This window comes from Pseudomonadota bacterium (assembly GCA_013285445.1).
Lineage (GTDB): Bacteria > Pseudomonadota > Gammaproteobacteria > Xanthomonadales > Wenzhouxiangellaceae > Wenzhouxiangella.
In genome coordinates, this window is the sequence record CP053448.1 from 2,704,475 (window position 1) to 2,722,068 (window position 17,594).

Genomic DNA, 17,594 nt, shown 5'->3' on the forward strand with positions numbered 1-17,594 from the left:
CGTTAGAATTCATGAATCGGAGATGCGGCTATATCGAGGAGGACATGGCACAGTCTGCGTGGAGAGCGGTGTACTGCAAGGCGCGGGAAGAGCGTCGCGCCGAGGCGCATCTGGAAAACCAGGGATTCGAGGTTTTTCTGCCGCGCGTGCGCACCCGATGGCGCCGGCACGGGCATTCAAGCGTGCGCGTCGAGCCGATGTTTCCGCGCTATCTGTTTGTTTCACTGGCCGCGTTCGAAGACGACTGGAGCACCATTCGCTCGACCCGTGGCGTCATCGGACTGGTGCGTTTCGGCGACCAGTTTCCCGTTGTGCCCAATGATTTCGTGGCAGCACTCCGGGATAAACACGCCACCGCCGGGGCTGTCGACATCACCGGCGTCCAGGAGATGAAGCCTGATGATCCCGTCGAGATCACTGACGGCGCGCTGGCCGGGATGAGAGCTGTTTTTCGTGCCAGCAGCGGCAAGGAGCGGGTCATCGTGCTGATGAGTCTGCTCAATCGGGAAAAGGAGATCGAAGTGCCCCGAGACTGCGTGCGAAAAGTCGTCTGACGGTCATGTGTGGAATCACAGGTGCAACTGCCCGACGCAATATCATGCCGATCCTGCTCGAAGGATTGCGGCGGCTGGAGTATCGCGGCTACGACTCGGCCGGTGTCGCCGTTCTCGAGGACGGGCAGATCGCGCTTCGCCGCTGCGTCGGCAAAGTCGAGACGCTGGCCCGGTCGCTGGATGAATCGCCGCTGCACGGCCACACTGGAATCGCCCACACCCGCTGGGCTACGCACGGTCGGCCAAGCGAGTGCAACGCCCATCCGCATACCTCGAGGGCACGGCTGGCCCTTGTGCACAACGGCATTATCGAGAATTTCGACTCACTGCGTGCCGGGCTGATCGAGTCCGGTTTCGAGTTCCATTCCGAGACCGACACCGAAGTCATCGCGCACCTGATTACCCGTGAACTGGACCGGATCGACGACTTTCGCGGTGCATTCGTCAGTGCCATCGGACAACTCGAGGGCGCCTACGCGGTCGCCTGCATTGCCCCGGTCGACCCGGAAGCGATCTACCTGGCGCGCATCGGCTCACCGCTGGTCATCGGCGTCAGCAGCGAGGAGCATTTTGTCGCCTCCGACCCGCTGGCTCTCCTGCAAGTCACCGATCGCTTCATCTACCTCGAAGACGGCGACCTGGCCCGCGTCGACCGCGACCGGATCGAGATATTTGATCGTCAGGGCAACACGCGCGAACGCCCCATCGAACTCTACGCTCACGAGGACCAGATCGCCAGCAAGGGCGACTACCGCCACTTCATGCTCAAGGAAATTCACGAGCAACCCGAGGCGATCACCAATACGCTCGCCGGCAAGATCGGCAACGACCGGGTCCTTGCCGAAGCACTGGGCCCCGAAGCAGTCGACGTGCTGCCGCGCATCGGGTGCATTCACATCGTGGCCTGCGGCACCAGCTATCACGCCGGACTGATTGCCCGCTACTGGCTGGAGTCCATTGCCGGCGTGCCAGTCACTGTGGAGGTTGCCAGCGAATACCGCTATCGCACGCCGATCGCACCGCCAAACACTCTGTTTATCGGCATCTCGCAGTCCGGGGAAACTGCTGACACCCTGGCCGCGCTGCGCTTCGCCCGCGACAACGGCTATCTGGAAACCCTGGCGCTGTCGAACATGCCGGGTTCCACGCTCGTGCGAGAGGCCGGACTGAGACTTCTGACCCAAGCTGGCATAGAGATCGGCGTGGCCTCGACCAAGGCCTTCACCACCCAGCTGGCGGCGCTGTACTGGTTCACTCTGGCGCTGGCTGGGGCACGCCATGTCCTGCCGGCCGAAGACGAACGCACTGCGGTCAGGCGACTGCGCGAGCTGCCGGGCCGGGTGGCCGCAGCGCTGGACCTGGAACCGGAGGTCCGCCGCTTGGCCGAGCGTTTCCAGGACAAGCATCACGCCCTGTTCCTCGGCCGGGGCGCACACTACCCCGTAGCCCTGGAAGGGGCCCTTAAACTCAAGGAGATCAGCTACATTCACGCCGAGGCCTACCCGGCCGGCGAGCTCAAGCACGGGCCACTCGCGCTGGTCGACGAGCACATGCCGGTCGTCACTGTCGCGCCGGGCGATCACCTGCTCGGCAAGCTCAGGGCCAATCTGCAGGAAGTGCATGCGCGCGGCGGCCGCCTGATCAACTTCATCGACCAGGCCCTGGCTTTCGACGATGGCGACGGCATCATCAATCTGCGCGTACCCGGCCTCGACAATCCGCTCAGCCCAATCATCGCAACGATTCCGCTGCAGTTGCTCGCCTACCATGTGGCGCTGCTCAAGGGCACCGACGTGGACAAGCCCCGCAACCTGGCCAAGTCGGTCACGGTCGAGTAATCCCCCGGCAACAGGAGCGACGCCAGCATGAACGATTCCGGCATCCACCTGGAAACGCTGGTTCGCCAGGCAGCAGAGCGCATGGAAGCGGCCGGCCTGGTCTTCGGCCACGGCACCGACAATGCCTTTGATGAGGCCTGCTGGATGGCCTCGGTGGCGCTCAAGCTGGCACCGGACTTCGACCCCGGGCAGTTTTCCCGGCCGGTCACCGGACCGGAGCTTAGCCACTTTCACCAGCTGCTCGACGCGCGCGTCACCAGCCGCAAGCCACTGGCCTATCTGACCCATGAAGCCTGGTTTGCCGGCCTGTCCTTCGCCGTCAATGATTCGGTGCTGATACCACGCTCACCGCTGGCCGAACTGATTGTGGACGGATTTCGCCCATGGCTGGATCCGGCCGGTATGCGACGGGCCCTGGATATCGGCACGGGCAGCGGCTGTCTGGCAGTTGCACTGGCCCACTACTGGCCGCAGGTCACCGTCGACGCGGTCGATATCAGCACCGATGCGCTTGCTGTCGCTGAACGCAATATCCGCCGGCATGGCCTGGGCAAGCGCGTCCGGGCCGTTCACTCGGACCTGTTCAGGGCGCTCCCCGGGCAACGCTACGATCTCATCCTGGCCAATCCGCCTTACGTACCGCAGGCGTCGATGGCTACGCTGGCCCCGGAGTTTCGCTGGGAGCCGTCGATCGCCCTGGCCGCCGGCGACGATGGCCTCGACCTGGTCCGTCGCATTCTTGCCGAGGCAGCGGAGCATCTCGCCGAGACCGGCATTCTGGTCTGCGAAGTGGGGGAGGCGGCCGAAGCCGTCGACCGCATGCTCGCTGCCCATGAACTGACCTGGCTGGAGTTTGAGCACGGCGGCGACGGCGTGTTCATGCTCGACCGGAACACGCTCGACAAGCTGCAGTCATATTAAGCCGGCAGCAATGCAGATCGCATTCAGCCGTGCTGGGCGCCCCGGCACCAGGGCAGCGAAAGGCGGCTTTAGTGGAGACTGCAGCAAATCTTGCTCACGCCGCCTGCCGGATGGACAGCACTGCATCAACGCCGCATGGACGTATAATGTCGCCATGATCAATGCCCCAGCCCACCACCGCATTCACGGTCGAGTCCTGATGCTGCTGGCCGTGATGATTCTGGCTATCGCCGCCGGAATCGCCGTCTCGTCGGTCCTGATGGACCGCACCCGGGAATTCCTGGCCTTTCAACCATTTCCAGAGGCGCGTGAGCTGAGCGCGTTCGAACTGACAACAGCCGACGGCACCGGATTCGTGCCGGACGACCTGCTGGGTGAATGGTCGCTGCTGTTTTTCGGCTTCACCAACTGCCCCGACATCTGCCCGGATACTCTGGCCCTGCTGGCTGAAATCCGCCGGGATCTCGACACCATGGGACTTGAAAAACCGCCCGGCGTAATTTTCGTGTCAGTCGACCCCGAACGCGACCAGGGCGATACACTGAAAGACTACGTCAGCTGGTTTCACCCGGATTTTGTTGGCGTGACCGGCACCAAGGAAGCGCTCGAGCAGTTCACACGCAGCCTCGGCGCAGTCTACTTTCTCGGCGAGCCGGACCCGGACAGCGGCTACTACAGCGTCGATCACTCCGCCTCGGTGATGGTCATCGATCCTCGCGGCCGTCTGCGGGGGCGCTTCCCCCCGCCGCTGGACAAGGATCGGCTTGCGGCCGATCTGTTTTCGCTGGCGCGGTGACTCGCTGCATCCGGAACCATCACGCATGATGCCCGCGCTGACAGATCGTCTGGTGGCGTGGCCCCAATATCTGCTGCCGCACAAGCTGCTCACGGCGATGGCCTGGTTTCTGTCGACCTGCCGCATTGGCTGGATGTACCGGCCGTTCGTGCGGCTGTTCGTGCGTCTTTACGGCGTCAACCTGGGCGAAGCCGAGCGACGCAACCCTGACGATTACACCTGTTTCAATGATTTCTTTACCCGCGCACTCAAACGCGGCGCGCGTCCCCTGGCCGACAGCCGGCACCGGCTGATCAGCCCCTGCGACGGCACCATCAGCCAGAGGGGACGGCTGGACGGCAGCACGCTCGTTCAGGCCAAGGGACAGCACTACACCGCGACGGCTCTGCTCGGCGATGAACAACGCGCGGCCGCATTCACCGACGGTCATTTCATCACCATCTATCTCGCCCCGGGCGACTACCACCGGGTGCACGCCCCGATTTCCGGACAGGTGGTGGAGGAGGTGCGCATTCCGGGCCGGCTGTTCAGCGTCTCCGATACCACGGCACGGGTCATTCCCGGGCTCTACACGCGCAATGAACGCATGGTCACCATGCTCGAAACCGATCACGGACCCGTCGCTGTTGTCATGGTCGCAGCGATGCTGGTATCGGGCATCGAAACCGTATGGGGGGGGCTCGGCGACCGACGGCCGGGGCGCAAGGTGCGCGTCAGACGTATCAACGGACTGGCGCTCAGGCGCGGCGATGAGCTGGGTCGATTTCACTGGGGCTCAACCGTCATTCTGCTCGTCCCGGGCTCGTTCCCGTCCTGGCGCGACGACCTGCATACCGGCCAGCGAATCCTGACCGGCCAGTCCCTGACCGGGCGCGAGGATCGCTCTGTCCTGCACAATGGCGATTGAACTCCCACGGTCATGCCACAATCTGAGAGGCATGAAGCCGATCTTCCATTATCTTGCGCTGCTGGCGCTACTGACCGCGTCAGCGCCAGGCCCGGCTGACGAAACGCCGCGCCCGCTTGCCAAAGTCGCTGCCGAATCGGACTGGATCGTCCTGGCCCAGCTCAACGTTTTCGACTACGAGCAGCGGCGCGGCATTCCCGTATCCGGCGAGACCTGGTTTGACGTATTGCTGCCCTACAAGGTGCCGCAGCCGGCCGAACGGCTCAAAGTCACCGAGGAAGGTTTCGGGGAAGGCACGTGCTACTTCGACGAAGCCAAGCTGTGGAACGAGCTGCCGCGCTATCTGCTGTTTCTGGTTGAGGACGAAGGCGAGCTGCGCGGTCACCCTGACGGTTGCTCACTGCCGGTGCTGATTACCGCCGACAACCGCTATGCGGTGCGCTGGCCAATCCGGCAATTCGACCTCGGCAACGAGGCTGAAGCGCTGGTGCGGGAATTCGACTTCCAGGGGCCAGGCGCCTTCGTGGATCTCGACGACATGACCAGCATCCAGCGCGAACGCAGGATCGAATCGGATTTCCTGGCGCCGGTCGACGACGGCCGATATCGCTATACCCGCGGCATCGAAATGGAGGATTTTCGCTCCCTGATCGCCGAGCACCTCACGCGCGATCGCCTGCAGCGCGGCCGTTGAACGGTCTGTGGTCAGGCACTCCTGAAAGGTGAGATAATCCGACCGGGAGCCGGCCAGGCAGTCGCTGCCCCGCTACCCCATCCCGCCGGCAGCACCAGGTCCGGCGGGATGGGGTAGCGGGGCAGAGGAAAGTCCGGGCTTCGCAGGGCAGGGTGCCAGGTAACGCCTGGGCAGTCCGTAGCCGGACTGACGGAAAGTGCCACAGAAAAGACACCGCCGATGGCCGCAAGGCACAGGCAAGGGTGAAAAGGTGCGGTAAGAGCGCACCGCGTCGCTGGCAACAGTGACGGCACGGCAAACCCCACCCGAAGCAAGGCCAAATAGGGATGCCATGGCGTGGCCCGCGCCGCATCCGGGTAGGCCGCTAGAGGCGACTGGCGACAGTCGTCCCAGACGAATGACTGCCCACGACAGAACCCGGCTTACCGGCCGGCTCCCACTTGTTCCGAACGACGCAACACCCAAAGCCGGGCATGATCGTGCGGCCTCATTCCGGCATCAGTCAGGGCCGCAGCAGACGCAGCCACCACCAGAAGTTGACAAGCCCGACCAGCGCGCCAGCCACGTAAGTCAGGGCCGCAGCAGTCAGAATCCGGCGAGCCGGCCGGCGGTCTTCCGAGCGCAGATAGCCGCCGCGATCGAGCAGCGGCAACGCCCGTCGAAAGCTGGCATCCAGCTCGGCAGGCAGCGTGAGCAGATGAACGACAATCCCCGAGGCCAGTGCCGCTGCGGCCAGCACCAGCATAACCAGCCCGGCGCGAGGTAGTCGCAGGGCAATCACGGCAACCGGCGCCAGCGCCAGCAATACAACGCCAATGCGCTGGAACCGCTGTAACCACTCCACCAATCGGGTGCGCCACAGCAAGGGCCGATAGCCGTCGGCATGCTGCACCGCATGACCCACTTCATGCGCGGCGACGGTCACGGCGGTCAGAGATCGTCCATCATGGTGTTCCGGGCTCAGACGCACCATTCGTTCGTGCGGATCGTAATGATCCTGTCCCGGCTGCGCGCGCCCAACGCCAACGGCATCCAGTCCGAGCCGGTCGAGCAGATGGCGGGCCAGCTCGGCCCCGCTGCCTGGATAGCGGTCGCGGGGCTGCAGGTGCCGCTTCAGCACCCGTTTGACCCACCACTGCGGCAGGGCGATCACGCCGGCGAGGACAATCAGCAAGATGAGCAGATGCATATGACAATCGGGGTATTCGGATCAGCCGGACGGCTTTCCGGCAACACCGGCCGACTGCGCGCCATCATCGACCCGGCCGGCCTCGATCAGGGTCCAGGCCGCCTGGCGATCAAGCCCCGTTGCGCGTGCAAGCACCCGGGCGGCGCGCGATGGCGGCAGCTCCTCTTTCAGTTCCGCGGCCAGTCGTCGAATATCGACCGCCGGATCGGCACGCTCGCTGCCGGCAACAACCAGCACGGCCTCACCGCGCTGCTGCTGGTCATGGTCGGCCACCCATTGCGCCATCGCCCCAAGCGGCAGGCGTTGAACCGTTTCATGCCGCTTGGTCAGCTCACGCGCCAGACAGCACTGTCGCTCGGGGCCGAACACGTCGGCCAGATCGGCCAGGACGGCAACCAGATCACGCGCTGGCGCATAGAAGATCTTCGAATCGGGCTGGCCGGCCAGTTCGGACAGGCGGCGGCGGCGGCGCGCGCTACGCGCTGGCAAAAACCCCTCGAAGTAGAAGCGGTCGCAAGCCAGGCCTGATACCGACAGCGCGGCCACCGCCGCGCACGGTCCGGGCACCGTGCGAACCCTCAGGCCGGCGTCGTGCGCGGCATTGACCAGCCGATAACCGGGATCGGAAATCAGCGGCGTTCCGGCATCACTGACCAGCGCGACATCGTCACCGCTGGCGAGTCGCTCGATCAGCTCCGGCACCATCCGGGTCTCGTTGTGTTCATGCAGACTCACCATCGTGCCACTGGTGCTTCCCGGCACCAGCAGGCGCCGGCTGACGCGCGTGTCTTCGGCCGCAATCACCGCCACCCCGGACAACAATTGCCGCGCCCGATCGCCCAGATCGGCCCGGTTGCCGATCGGCGTGGCGACGATCCACAGCGTGCCGCGGCCATCATTTTGTTCAGGCTGGTCACTCATGACATGCATTGTAAGCCTGCCCGCTCAACGGGTGGTTTATCATGCCGGGCATGATGGCGTTCAGATTCGGCCCCGTGCTTGCCCTGCTGCTGCTGACCGCGGCCTGCGCGCCGACCGCCCCCGAGCTGCGTCCGGATACGCCCGGAGAAGACCCCGCACTGGCCGCCGCCACAGCGCTGAGCCAGGCCGGGCAACACGCCGAAGCGGCCCGGGCCTATCTCGCTCTGGTGCAGCAAAGGCCCGACCAGGCCGCTCTGCTGCGCATTCTCGCTGCCGAGGCCTGGCTCGAGGCCGGCGACGATACTGCGGCGGCCGAGTCGCTGCGAAACATCGATACCACATCTCTGGAGCTGTCGGAACGGGCCCGTCTCGACCTGGCTCGCGCCGAACTGGCCATGATGCGCGGACGCCTGGCCAACGCCGGCTGGTTACTGGCCGCCAGCGCCGAACATCTGACCCCGGAACTGACCGAGCGCCACGCCGAGCTGGAACGCAGGCTGGCCCGACTGGAGGCGCAGCCGGCGCGGGCCTCGGTCAATGCCTTGCTCGAGGCCATCGACAGCGGCCACTTCGAGCCGGAAATGTCACTCGCACTATTGATCGAACATCCGCTGGCCGAGCTTGAAACCACCCTGCTGGATGTTGCCGGGCATACCGAGGCCATGCCCTGGTTCGACCTGGTCATCAGCGCCCGCGAGGTGCTGCTTGATGACGACCGGCTCGGCGAAGCGCTGGCCGCCTGGCAGCGGCGCTGGCCGGACGCGGCATTCGACGCAGCTGCAGCCCGCCGCTGGATTGCCGCCTGGCGCCAGACCCGACCATTGCCCGAGCGAATCGCCGTCATGCTGCCCGATCGCAACTCGCCGCTGCACGCGCCGGGCCAGGCCGTGCGTGAGGGCCTGCTTGCCGGATGGCTGGCGCTACCGCCAACTCGACGACCGCGGCTTGAGTTCCATGCACTGCCGGCAGCTGAAGGTGCGGTCATCCCGGTCTGGTTCGATGCCCGCGAGACGGGCGCGGATTTTCTGATCGGACCGCTCGACCGAAGGCACGTCAACACGCTGTGGGCCATGCCGGACGCCGGATTGATTCCGACCCTGCTGCTCAACCGCCCGGATCGAACAGACGATCTGCCGTTCGGCAGCCTGAACACGCTGGCGCTGCCGCCAGAGGAAGAAGCGGAGATGCTGGCCATCGAAGCGCTGGCGACCGGTCATCGTCGCGCAGTCATCCTGGCCCAGTACAGCGACTGGGGCGAGCGGGTCGCGCGCGCATTTTCTGAAACGTTTACGCTCGGAGGCGGAACCGTCGTGGAGGATCGCATCTACGACCCCGCCGCATCCGATCACTCCTACCTGCTGCGCGATGCCCTGCAGATTGATCGTTCCGAGGCTCGTATTGCGCGGCTGCAGCGGGTCATCGGCGAACTCGAGGCGGTCGAACAGCGGCGCACCGATATTGACCTGATCTTTCTGGCCGCGCGCGCCTCGGATGGTCGCCAGATTCGTCCGCAGCTGAATTTCTTTGGCGCGGCCGACATCACCGTGATGGCGCCCTCATACATCGTCGACGGGGCACCTGAGCCCGGACGCGACGGCGATCTCGACGGGATTGTCACGCCCCTGCCGCCCTGGTTTATCGATACCACCGCTGCCGGCGCACTGCGCCAGCGCGCCCTGACTCTCTTTCCGGAGCTCGACAACGCCACCCTGTCACGTTTGCACGCGCTCGGCCGCGACGCGATGGCGCTGGTCCCCTGGCTCGATCTGATGCAGGCCGATCCGGCGCTCTATCTGCCCGGCATGCTCGGCCGCCTTAACCTGGCAGACGGCGTCCACATCCAGCGCCAGGTCCGCCCGGTCCAGATCCGGAGCGGTCGGGCGCAGCCCTGGCCATAAACCGGCAAGCATGTCCAGACAGCACAGTGGCCAGCGCGGCGAACGGGCGGCGGAAGCGTATCTCCTCGCCCGCGGCCTCGAACTCGTCGAGCGCAACTATCGCTGTCGCAGCGGCGAAATCGACCTGGTCATGCTCGACCCAACGGCGCCCGACACCCGGGTGCTGGCATTCGTCGAGGTGCGCCTGCGCGGCCCTGGCGCACGGGTCGACAGTATTGACAGCGTCGATTATCGCAAGCAGCAGCGCCTGATACGCGCGGCCGCCCATTTCCTGATGACCCATCCCGAATGGCAGAACCACGCCTGTCGTTTCGATGTAGTCGGCATCGACGACACGCCGGACGCGCTGCGCTGGATCCCCGGGGCTTTCGAGGCCGGATGAGGCTGACGCCAACGCGCCGGCACCGCATGATCGCACTTGGGCCGATCAGCCCGCGCTCGGCCAGGCCGCTGCCGGCAGCAGCAGCGCGAGGCTCATGAGCGCGGCCAGCACATCGTCGAGCATGACGCCAAGACCGCCGTGCACGTGGCGGTCGAGCCAGCCGATGGGCCATGGCTTGGCCGCATCGAACAGGCGGAACAGCGCGAACCCGGCCAGCCACCACGGCCACTCGAAGGGCAAGAGGACCAGCACCAGCCACAGACCAACAAACTCGTCGAAGACGATGCCGCTATGATCGTGCACGCCGAGCCGGCGGCCCACCCGGGCACACAGCCAGACGCCGAACCCGAACCCCAGCGCAACACAGGCCAGGGCCAGCGGCATCGGCAGACAGGCCAGTCCCAGCGCGGGAACAACCGCGACCAGACTGCCGGCCGTGCCGGGCGCAACCGGCGACAGCCCGCTGCCAAAACCGAATGCCAGCCAGCCGTCAAGACTCCCGAGGGCGACGCGTCGGGTCTGCATCCTATTCATCGCGGAAGTGGTCCCAGCCCCGACCGGCAATCTCGACCGGGGCCTGGCCCGACAGCAAACCGATCAGGCGGCCGGAATCGGTGACCCGGCCAATCTCGGTCAGACTCACGCCGGCCTGATGCGACAGCTCGACCAGGTTCATGTCGAGATCGCCAGGCAAGACGACAAGCAGCTCATAGTCGCTGCCGCCAGCCAGCTGCAGCTCACGGCGACGCTCGGGATCATTGATTGCCCGCTCCAGGGCAGGCGAAGCCGGCAACTGATCGAGCCGCAGCTCGGCGCCGAGCGGCGGCGTCAGAAGACGGCCAAGGTCGGCAGTGAGGCCATCGGACAGATCAATCATCGCCCGGGCCTGCCGGGCAAGCACGGCACCGGCCATCATCCGTGCGGTCGGCCGTCGCAGCCGTTCAGTCAGTCCACGAGGGCTGCGCTGGCCAAGCGCCAGCGCCGCAGCCGCATCGCCCGGCGTTCCGGTGACGACCAGCCGGTCGCCTGGCCGGGCACCGGTTCGTGTGACTGCCCGGCCTTGATCAACCTCGCCGATCAGCTGCGTGCAAACATTGAGATTGCCGCGCGCCAGGTTGCCGCCGACCAGCCCCACGGCATGCGGTTGTGCCGCTTCCAGAAAGCCATCGAGAAAGGCATCGAGCCAGTGCCGGTCGTATTCTGGCAGAGTCAGGGCCAAGAGTGCCCAGCGCGGCGTCGCACCCATCGCCGCCAGGTCGCTGAGATTCGACTGCATCGCCAGGTAACCCACATCGGCCGCCGGCCAGTCCGGCATGAAATGGCGTTTCGGGATCAGGCTGTCGGTGGTCGCGACAATATCGCAGCCTGCTGTCGGCCTGAGCACGGCAGCATCGTCACCGATGCCGACCACCGCGCCGAACTGATCCCGGCTGCGCTGGCGAATCCGTTCGATCAGACCGAACTCACCCATCTCCGGCATCTGGCTGATGCTCGGCGGGTCGCTCGCTGGCCGCCAGTCGATCGAGTACGCCGTTGACGAAGGTATGGGCCTGTTCGGCACCGAAACGATGGGCCAGCTCGATCGCCTCATCGAGCACCACCCGATACGGCACTTCCGGGTGATGGGCCAGCTCGCAGGCACCCAGCCTCAGGATCACGCGTTCCATCTGGTCCAGACTGGCATCGACCCGGGCAATATACGGCGCCAGTTTGCGATCCAGCGCCTCGCGATTGGCGACGACCTCGTGTACCAGGGACTCGAAATAGTCAACGTCCACGCCGTCGAAGTTCTGCTCTTCGCGAAACTGGGCAATGATCGAGGACGAGGAGTCGTCGTTGAGCTGCCATTGGTAAAGCGCCTGCAGCGCGCGCCGGCGTGCTCGGCGCCGCGGCTCGAAGGTCCGCTGTACCGACCGCCGCCGACCGCTCACGGCGACAGCCTGCGCCCCAGAGCCACCATCTCCAGAGCCGCCAGAGCCGCCTCGCGCCCCTTGTTCCGGCGCTTGGGGTCGGCCCGCTCCATGGCCTGCTCGCCGTTTTCAGTCGTGAGCACCCCAAACGCAATCGGCACGCCCGTATCGAGCATCACCCGCTGCAGGCCAGCCGCGCACTCGGCGCTGATAAAATCGAAATGCGCGGTTTCACCACGCACCACTGCGCCAAGCGCAACGATTACGTCCTGCCCTCCCTGCCGGGCCAGCATCCGGCAGGCCAGGGGCAACTCCCAGGCACCCGGTACCCTTAGCACCCGCACCCGGGACGCGTCGACGCCGCCTGCCAGCAGCGCCTCACGGCAGCCGGCCATCAGATGGTCGGTAATCGAGCGGTTGAAGCGCGCCACGACCAGCGTAACGCGCACATCGGCCGGCAGTTCAGGGTGCTCGGGATCGTTCATGTCAGCTGGTTACTCCTCGCCTTCGGGCACGACGTACTCACTGATTTCCAGGCCGAAACCATCGAGCGCGTGAAGTCGCTTCGGCGCGCCAAAGACCTGCATCCGACGGATACCCAGTTCGGCAATGATCTGGGCCGCGATGCCGTAGCTGCGCAGCTCGCGCGCAGCACGATCCCGACCACTCGCCGGCTCGCCGTCGGTCGCCCGACTGCCGCCGACCAAGCCGTCGAGACGAGCCTGGTCGTCTTCATCATAGCCCAGCACCAGCGCCAGGCCACGACCACGTCGGGCAATGTCGGCCAGTACGGCATCGAGCGGCATGCCGAATCCGGGGCGTGTGATGCCGAGCACATCGCCCAGCAGCTCGGGTACGTGCACGCGCACCGGAAACGGCTCATCGGGCCGAATTCCGCCGCGCAGCAGCGCCCAGTGCAGACGACGATTGATGCGGTCGCGAAATACCCGCAGATCGAAATCCCCGTGCGCCGTTCCGACCCGCTGCGAGTGCACCTGCTCGATGTTCTGCTCGGTGCCCAGACGGTAGCGAATGAGATCGGCGACCGTGCCCATCTTCAGACCATGACCTGCGGCAAACCGCTCGAGCTCGGCACGGCGGGCCATCGTGCCGTCCTCGTTGAGGATTTCGACCAGAACACCGGCCGGCTCCAGCCCGGCCAGCAGGGCCAGATCCATGCTTGCTTCGGTGTGACCGGCGCGCGCAAGCACGCCGCCGGGCTGGGCCATCAGGGGAAATACGTGGCCGGGTTGCGCCAGATCCTGCGGCCGGGCGTCGGGCGCGACTGCCGTACGAATGGTATGGGCGCGATCATAGGCCGAGATGCCGGTGGTCACGCCGGTTGCCGCCTCGATCGAGACCGTGAAATTGGTCTGGTGGTGGCGATCGGTCTCTCGCACCATGAGCTGCAGACCCAGCTGGCGACAGCGCTCTCGAGTCAGCGACAGGCAAATCAGACCGCGCCCGTAGCGGGCCATGAAATTGATATCTTCGGGGCGGGTCAGGCTGGCGGCCATGACCAGGTCGCCCTCATTCTCGCGATCTTCATCGTCGAGCATCACCACCATCCGGCCATCGCGGATGTCGGCAAGAATCGCTTCAACCGAATCAAAGCTCATCGGCGCCTCGCTGCTGCAGCAGTCGATCCAGGTAGCGCGCCACCAGGTCGACTTCCAGGTTGACCGGATCGCCGGTCCGCAGTCGGCCCAGCGTGGTCGACCCCAGGGTGTGTGGAATACAGTTGACCTCGAATTCCGAACCGTCAACGGCATTGACCGTCAGACTGACGCCATCGACGGTCACGGATCCCTTGACCACAAGAAATCGGGCCAGGGGTGCCGGCACGCGACAGCGCAGACGCGCATGGCCGTCCCGGTCACGCCGATCGGCCACCTCGGCCAGACCATCGATGTGACCGCTGACCAGGTGTCCACCGAGGCGCTCACCGACCGCCAGCGCCGGCTCCAGGTTGACCGGGTCTCCCTGATTCAGTCCGCCGAGGCTGCTGCGCGCCAGTGTTTCGGCCGACAGCTCGGCGGCAAACGAGTCCGGCGCCAGTGCCACGGCCGTCAGACAGCACCCGGCCACGGCAACACTATCGCCAATCTGCCACCGGTCGGGGTGTAGCGGCGGGCAACGGACAACGATGCGGCGGCCGTCCTGTCCTGGCTCGATTTCGCTGACCTGGCCGATGGCCTGAACTATTCCGGTGAACATGCGTCTGCGCTGGGTTGATCGATCAGTCGGAAACGATGCCGCCAGTCCGGCCCGACCCGGCGGCTTTCGATGGCCGTTAGATGGAGGCGCTGCGTGAACTTTTCCATCCCCGGTATCGTCAGCATCGGTCGACCCGGCCCGATGACGCAGGCGGCCTGGTAGATCAGCAGCTCGTCGACCAGGCCGGCCGCCATCAGCGCGCCGGACAGGGTCGGACCGGCCTCGACCTGGACGGAGTTGACGCCGCGCCCGCCCAGAGCCCGAAGCAGCTCTTCCAGTTCAACTTGCTGGTCGCTGCCGGGCAACTGCCACCATTCTGCGTTGACCGCCGGATCAGGTTTCGGCACGAGGCTGGCCACGATCACCGGACCAGGCAATCCGAACAGTCTTGCATCAGCGGGCAACCGGCCTGCGGAGTCGACAACCACGCGCAACAGCGTTCGCTCTACCCCCGGCAGACGCAGGTTAAGACGCGGGTTATCGGCCAGTACCGTGCCAATGCCGGTCAGGATGCAGGATGACCGCGCTCGCCAATACTGAACATCGGCGCGTGCCGACGGCGAAGTGATCCAGCGTGACTGGCCATCCGCGCCGGCAGTCCTCCCGTCAACGCTGACGGCCAGCTTGACGCGCACCCACGGCCGCCCGCGTTCATTGCGGCTGATGAATCCGGGATTGAGCTCACGGGCCTCGGCCTCCATCAGACCGCTGCGGACGCGAATACCGGTGCGTGCCAGCCGTGCGTGCCCGGCACCGGACACGCGCGGGTCCGGATCGGTCATGGCCGTGATCACTTCGGCGACGCCGGCGTCGACCAGCGCCTCGACGCAAGGTGGTGTCCGGCCCTGATGGCTACATGGCTCAAGCGTGACGTAGACGCTGCTGCCTCGTGCGCGTTCGCCGGCCTGCTGGAGGGCCAGCGTCTCGGCATGAGGCTCCCCGGCCGAGCGGTGCCAGCCGCGACCCACCGGCTCGTCTCCGGCGACGATCACACATCCAACAGCCGGATTCGGGTCAGCGGTCAGTCGCCCGCGCTGCGCAAGACGCAGCGCTTCGGCCATGAAGCGGTGATCATTGGCAGAAAACCTCATGGATGACCGGCCGACCCCGGATCGACAGCCCGGGCGCCCGGCAGCGCAGCGTGATCAATCCCCATCTTCGAGCAGGGATATCTGGCGGCGATCGATCATGCCGGGGTTTTCGCGCTCGAGGCGCTCGATTTCCACGCGAAACGCCTGGACGTCCTCGAAGCGGCGATAAACCGAGGCGAAGCGGACGTAGGCGACCTGATCGAGTCGGGACAGCTCGCTGGCCACCCAGTCACCCAGCTGCTGACTTGATACCTCGGGCTCTTCCAGTGTACGGATCCGGCGCACCAGCCGGCGAATGGCACGTTCGACCTGCTGGGTTTCCACGGGGCGCTTCTCGAGCGCCTTGAGCATGCCGCGCCGAAGCTTTTCTTCATCGAAAGCCTCGCGTGACCCGTCGGCCTTGATCACGTTGGGGGCCTTGAGCGCCGGCACCTCCAGGGTATTGAAACGCCCGCCGCAGCCGGCACACTCACGCCGGCGGCGAATCTGAAAGCCGTCAGAGGCCAGTCGTGAGTCAACGACACGCGTCTCGGTGTGATTGCAGAAAGGGCACCACATGCAGCTACGCCATCCGGTTTACGGTTTCCGGTTTCCGGGCGGCAGCCATCAGGCGTTGACCAACGGCCCTGCCGCGGAATCCGCACAACATGCCGAAGGCAGGGTCTCTCGTCGCAGCAGCCAGGCACGGCCCGCATCCGGCCAGGTCTGCCCGTCGTTCCCCGGCGTAGTGCCTGAAACCGTCAACCGGAAAGCGGACACCGGGCTCAGCCATAAACCGGATGCTTCCGACACAGCTCGAGTGCCGCCTCCTTCACCCGCGTTTCAACCGCCGCATCGCCCATGTGGTCGAGCACATCACAGATCAGGCCGGCCAGTTCGCGGCAGTCGTCTTCAGTGAAGCCGCGTGTCGTGCAGGCCGGGGTGCCAATGCGCAGACCGGAGGTGACAAACGGCGAACGAGGCTCGCCCGGCACGGTGTTCTTGTTGACCGTTATGTTGGCCCGGCCCAGCGCGGCCTCGGCATCCTTGCCGGTGATGTCGGTCTCAATCAGATCGATCAGAAACAGGTGGTTGTCGGTGCCGCCGGACACGACCCGGTATCCCCGGTCCATCGTCACGCCCGCCATGGCGCGCGCGTTGTCGACGACGCGCTGTTGATAGTCGCTGAATTCCGGAGACAGCGCCTCCTTGAAGGCGACCGCCTTGGCGGCGATCACGTGCATCAGCGGCCCGCCCTGGCAGCCCGGGAAAACCAGCGACTGAAACTTCTTGACCAGCTTTTCGTCTTCGCCCGAGGCCAGGATGATGCCGCCTCGCGGTCCACGCAGCGTCTTGTGCGTGGTCGAAGTCACAGCATGTGCATGGGGCACGGGATTGGGATAGACGCCGGCGGCAATCAGACCGGCGACATGCGCCATGTCGACCATGAACCAGGCACCAACGGCATCGGCAATCTCGCGCATCCTCGCCCAGTCGACCACCCGTGAGTAGGCCGAGAAGCCACCGATGATCATTTTTGGCCGATGCGCCCGGGCCAGCTCAGCCATGCGCTCATAATCAATCTCCCCGGTTCCGCGATTCAGGCCGTAGTGGACGGCGTTGAAGACCTTGCCCGAAAAGTTGACCGGCGAGCCGTGGGTCAGGTGACCACCCTCAGACAAATCCATACCCAGGATCGTGTCGCCCGGCTCGAGCAGGGCCAGGTAGACCGCCTGGTTGGCCTGCGAGCCCGAGTGCGGCTGGACATTGGCGTAACCGGCGCCGAACAGCTTCTTGACGCGCTCGATGGCCAGGTTCTCGGCGATGTCGACGTATTCGCAACCGCCGTAGTAGCGCTTGCCCGGGTAGCCCTCCGCGTACTTGTTGGTCAGAACCGATCCCTGCGCCTGCATGACGCGGGGGCTGGCATAGTTTTCCGAGGCAATCAGCTCGATGTGGTCTTCCTGGCGCTGCGCTTCGGCGCGCAGCGCGTCGGCCAGCTCGTCATCGAATCCCGAAATCTGAAAGCTCTGGTCAAACATGCTGGTGCGTTGCCCGTTTTGAAAACCTGTCAATGGTATCACCATCATTATTGGCCCGGCGGTAATCTAGTGTACCCCGTCACTCATCTTGTAACTTATAGAGCGCCGTACAAGCCCGAGCGCAAGGCGGCGCTCGCCGGGAAGGGTGGTGCCCTTTGCAAGAGCGCCAACGCCGCGATCGGGCTTGTACGGCGCTCCCGGTCGGGCGAGCGCCTCAGGGGCCATCTGCGGCGTTGCGATTGCTTGACGTAGCCC

The 17,594-nt window shown here is 65.5% G+C and carries 19 protein-coding genes and 1 other RNA gene; 9 read left to right on the forward strand and 11 right to left on the reverse strand.

The features are described 5' to 3' along the window. Window positions 1-44: 44 nt before the first annotated feature. The 7 genes from rfaH (at window position 45) to rnpB (ending at window position 6,151) form a co-directional block, all read left to right on the forward strand. On the forward strand, window positions 45-554 hold the full coding sequence (gene rfaH / locus HND55_12185) for a transcription/translation regulatory transformer protein RfaH (GenBank protein ID QKK04098.1): 510 nt from the start codon (window positions 45-47) through the stop codon (window positions 552-554). Window positions 555-559: 5 nt separating this feature from the next. Continuing rightward, complete coding sequence (gene glmS, locus HND55_12190; protein QKK03349.1) at window positions 560-2,392, forward strand: glutamine--fructose-6-phosphate transaminase (isomerizing); 1,833 nt, start codon at window positions 560-562, stop codon at window positions 2,390-2,392. Window positions 2,393-2,419: 27 nt separating this feature from the next. Then, window positions 2,420-3,313, forward strand: coding sequence for a 50S ribosomal protein L3 N(5)-glutamine methyltransferase (gene prmB, locus HND55_12195; protein ID QKK03350.1), 894 nt, complete (start codon window positions 2,420-2,422; stop codon window positions 3,311-3,313). 154 nt (window positions 3,314-3,467) lie between these two features. Next, complete coding sequence (locus HND55_12200; protein QKK03351.1) at window positions 3,468-4,109, forward strand: SCO family protein; 642 nt, start codon at window positions 3,468-3,470, stop codon at window positions 4,107-4,109. Between the two features lie 25 nt (window positions 4,110-4,134). Beyond that, the gene (gene psd / locus HND55_12205) at window positions 4,135-5,016 is read left to right on the forward strand and encodes a phosphatidylserine decarboxylase (protein ID QKK03352.1); all 882 of its coding nucleotides are present in this window, start codon (window positions 4,135-4,137) and stop codon (window positions 5,014-5,016) included. Between the two features lie 31 nt (window positions 5,017-5,047). Further along, window positions 5,048-5,710, forward strand: coding sequence for a hypothetical protein (locus HND55_12210; GenBank protein QKK03353.1), 663 nt, complete (start codon window positions 5,048-5,050; stop codon window positions 5,708-5,710). A 45-nt stretch (window positions 5,711-5,755) separates the two neighbouring features. Continuing rightward, window positions 5,756-6,151, forward strand: an RNA gene (gene rnpB, locus HND55_12215) — RNase P RNA component class A. Window positions 6,152-6,212: 61 nt separating this feature from the next. Here the strand turns inward: rnpB and HND55_12220 are convergent. Together HND55_12220 and rsmI are read right to left on the reverse strand one after the other, a co-directional pair. Then, entirely contained in the window at window positions 6,213-6,899 is a 687-nt protein-coding gene (locus HND55_12220; GenBank protein ID QKK03354.1) for a zinc metallopeptidase, read from the reverse strand. Between the two features lie 21 nt (window positions 6,900-6,920). Continuing rightward, entirely contained in the window at window positions 6,921-7,820 is a 900-nt protein-coding gene (gene rsmI / locus HND55_12225; GenBank protein QKK03355.1) for a 16S rRNA (cytidine(1402)-2'-O)-methyltransferase, read from the reverse strand. Between the two features lie 50 nt (window positions 7,821-7,870). Here rsmI and HND55_12230 point away from each other — a divergent pair, with 50 nt between their 5' ends. Both HND55_12230 and HND55_12235 read left to right on the forward strand, forming a co-directional pair. Beyond that, complete coding sequence (locus HND55_12230; protein ID QKK03356.1) at window positions 7,871-9,718, forward strand: penicillin-binding protein activator; 1,848 nt, start codon at window positions 7,871-7,873, stop codon at window positions 9,716-9,718. A 10-nt stretch (window positions 9,719-9,728) separates the two neighbouring features. Further along, a complete protein-coding gene (locus HND55_12235; GenBank protein QKK03357.1) occupies window positions 9,729-10,100 on the forward strand; it encodes a YraN family protein in 372 nt (123 codons plus the stop codon). A 45-nt stretch (window positions 10,101-10,145) separates the two neighbouring features. Here HND55_12235 and HND55_12240 read toward each other — a convergent pair whose 3' ends face one another. The 9 genes from HND55_12240 to HND55_12280 all read right to left on the reverse strand — a co-directional run bounded on the left by HND55_12240 (window position 10,146) and on the right by HND55_12280 (window position 17,339). Continuing rightward, entirely contained in the window at window positions 10,146-10,634 is a 489-nt protein-coding gene (locus tag HND55_12240) for a phosphatidylglycerophosphatase A (protein QKK03358.1), read from the reverse strand. Then, entirely contained in the window at window positions 10,627-11,571 is a 945-nt protein-coding gene (thiL, locus tag HND55_12245) for a thiamine-phosphate kinase (GenBank protein QKK03359.1), read from the reverse strand. The genes HND55_12240 and thiL overlap by 8 nt, the downstream gene beginning before the upstream one ends. Next, the gene (gene nusB, locus HND55_12250; protein QKK03360.1) at window positions 11,564-12,031 is read right to left on the reverse strand and encodes a transcription antitermination factor NusB; all 468 of its coding nucleotides are present in this window, start codon (window positions 12,029-12,031) and stop codon (window positions 11,564-11,566) included. The genes thiL and nusB overlap by 8 nt, the downstream gene beginning before the upstream one ends. After that, window positions 12,028-12,495 carry a 6,7-dimethyl-8-ribityllumazine synthase gene (locus HND55_12255; GenBank protein QKK03361.1) on the reverse strand — a complete coding sequence of 156 codons (468 nt, stop codon included), beginning with the start codon at window positions 12,493-12,495 and terminating at the stop codon, window positions 12,028-12,030. Before HND55_12255 ends, nusB begins: the two co-directional genes overlap by 4 nt. Before the next feature lie 9 nt (window positions 12,496-12,504). Then, complete coding sequence (gene ribB, locus HND55_12260; protein QKK03362.1) at window positions 12,505-13,629, reverse strand: 3,4-dihydroxy-2-butanone-4-phosphate synthase; 1,125 nt, start codon at window positions 13,627-13,629, stop codon at window positions 12,505-12,507. Beyond that, entirely contained in the window at window positions 13,619-14,227 is a 609-nt protein-coding gene (locus HND55_12265; GenBank protein ID QKK03363.1) for a riboflavin synthase, read from the reverse strand. The genes ribB and HND55_12265 overlap by 11 nt, the downstream gene beginning before the upstream one ends. After that, entirely contained in the window at window positions 14,212-15,318 is a 1,107-nt protein-coding gene (gene ribD, locus HND55_12270; GenBank protein QKK03364.1) for a bifunctional diaminohydroxyphosphoribosylaminopyrimidine deaminase/5-amino-6-(5-phosphoribosylamino)uracil reductase RibD, read from the reverse strand. Before ribD ends, HND55_12265 begins: the two co-directional genes overlap by 16 nt. 54 nt (window positions 15,319-15,372) lie before the next feature. After that, window positions 15,373-15,876 carry a transcriptional repressor NrdR gene (gene nrdR / locus HND55_12275; protein QKK03365.1) on the reverse strand — a complete coding sequence of 168 codons (504 nt, stop codon included), beginning with the start codon at window positions 15,874-15,876 and terminating at the stop codon, window positions 15,373-15,375. A gap of 206 nt (window positions 15,877-16,082) precedes the next feature. Then, on the reverse strand, window positions 16,083-17,339 hold the full coding sequence (locus HND55_12280; protein ID QKK03366.1) for a serine hydroxymethyltransferase: 1,257 nt from the start codon (window positions 17,337-17,339) through the stop codon (window positions 16,083-16,085). Window positions 17,340-17,594 lie beyond the last annotated feature (255 nt).

Bases quoted from the DNA above. Each gene is read 5' to 3' on its own strand.
- ribB (QKK03362.1), bottom strand. From the start codon at position 13,629: ATGAGCTTTGATTCGGTTGAAGCGATTCTTGCCGACATCCGCGATGGC.
- HND55_12235 (QKK03357.1), top strand. From the start codon at position 9,729: ATGTCCAGACAGCACAGTGGCCAGCGCGGCGAACGGGCGGCGGAAGCG.
- ribD (QKK03364.1), bottom strand. From the start codon at position 15,318: ATGAGGTTTTCTGCCAATGATCACCGCTTCATGGCCGAAGCGCTGCGT.
- HND55_12200 (QKK03351.1), top strand. From the start codon at position 3,468: ATGATCAATGCCCCAGCCCACCACCGCATTCACGGTCGAGTCCTGATG.
- thiL (QKK03359.1), bottom strand. From the start codon at position 11,571: ATGGGTGAGTTCGGTCTGATCGAACGGATTCGCCAGCGCAGCCGGGAT.
- nrdR (QKK03365.1), bottom strand. From the start codon at position 15,876: ATGTGGTGCCCTTTCTGCAATCACACCGAGACGCGTGTCGTTGACTCA.
- rfaH (QKK04098.1), top strand. From the start codon at position 45: ATGGCACAGTCTGCGTGGAGAGCGGTGTACTGCAAGGCGCGGGAAGAG.
- HND55_12240 (QKK03358.1), bottom strand. From the start codon at position 10,634: ATGAATAGGATGCAGACCCGACGCGTCGCCCTCGGGAGTCTTGACGGC.
- psd (QKK03352.1), top strand. From the start codon at position 4,135: ATGATGCCCGCGCTGACAGATCGTCTGGTGGCGTGGCCCCAATATCTG.
- HND55_12280 (QKK03366.1), bottom strand. From the start codon at position 17,339: ATGTTTGACCAGAGCTTTCAGATTTCGGGATTCGATGACGAGCTGGCC.
- HND55_12220 (QKK03354.1), bottom strand. From the start codon at position 6,899: ATGCATCTGCTCATCTTGCTGATTGTCCTCGCCGGCGTGATCGCCCTG.
- HND55_12255 (QKK03361.1), bottom strand. From the start codon at position 12,495: ATGAACGATCCCGAGCACCCTGAACTGCCGGCCGATGTGCGCGTTACG.
- HND55_12265 (QKK03363.1), bottom strand. From the start codon at position 14,227: ATGTTCACCGGAATAGTTCAGGCCATCGGCCAGGTCAGCGAAATCGAG.
- prmB (QKK03350.1), top strand. From the start codon at position 2,420: ATGAACGATTCCGGCATCCACCTGGAAACGCTGGTTCGCCAGGCAGCA.
- glmS (QKK03349.1), top strand. From the start codon at position 560: ATGTGTGGAATCACAGGTGCAACTGCCCGACGCAATATCATGCCGATC.
- HND55_12210 (QKK03353.1), top strand. From the start codon at position 5,048: ATGAAGCCGATCTTCCATTATCTTGCGCTGCTGGCGCTACTGACCGCG.
- rsmI (QKK03355.1), bottom strand. From the start codon at position 7,820: ATGAGTGACCAGCCTGAACAAAATGATGGCCGCGGCACGCTGTGGATC.
- HND55_12230 (QKK03356.1), top strand. From the start codon at position 7,871: ATGATGGCGTTCAGATTCGGCCCCGTGCTTGCCCTGCTGCTGCTGACC.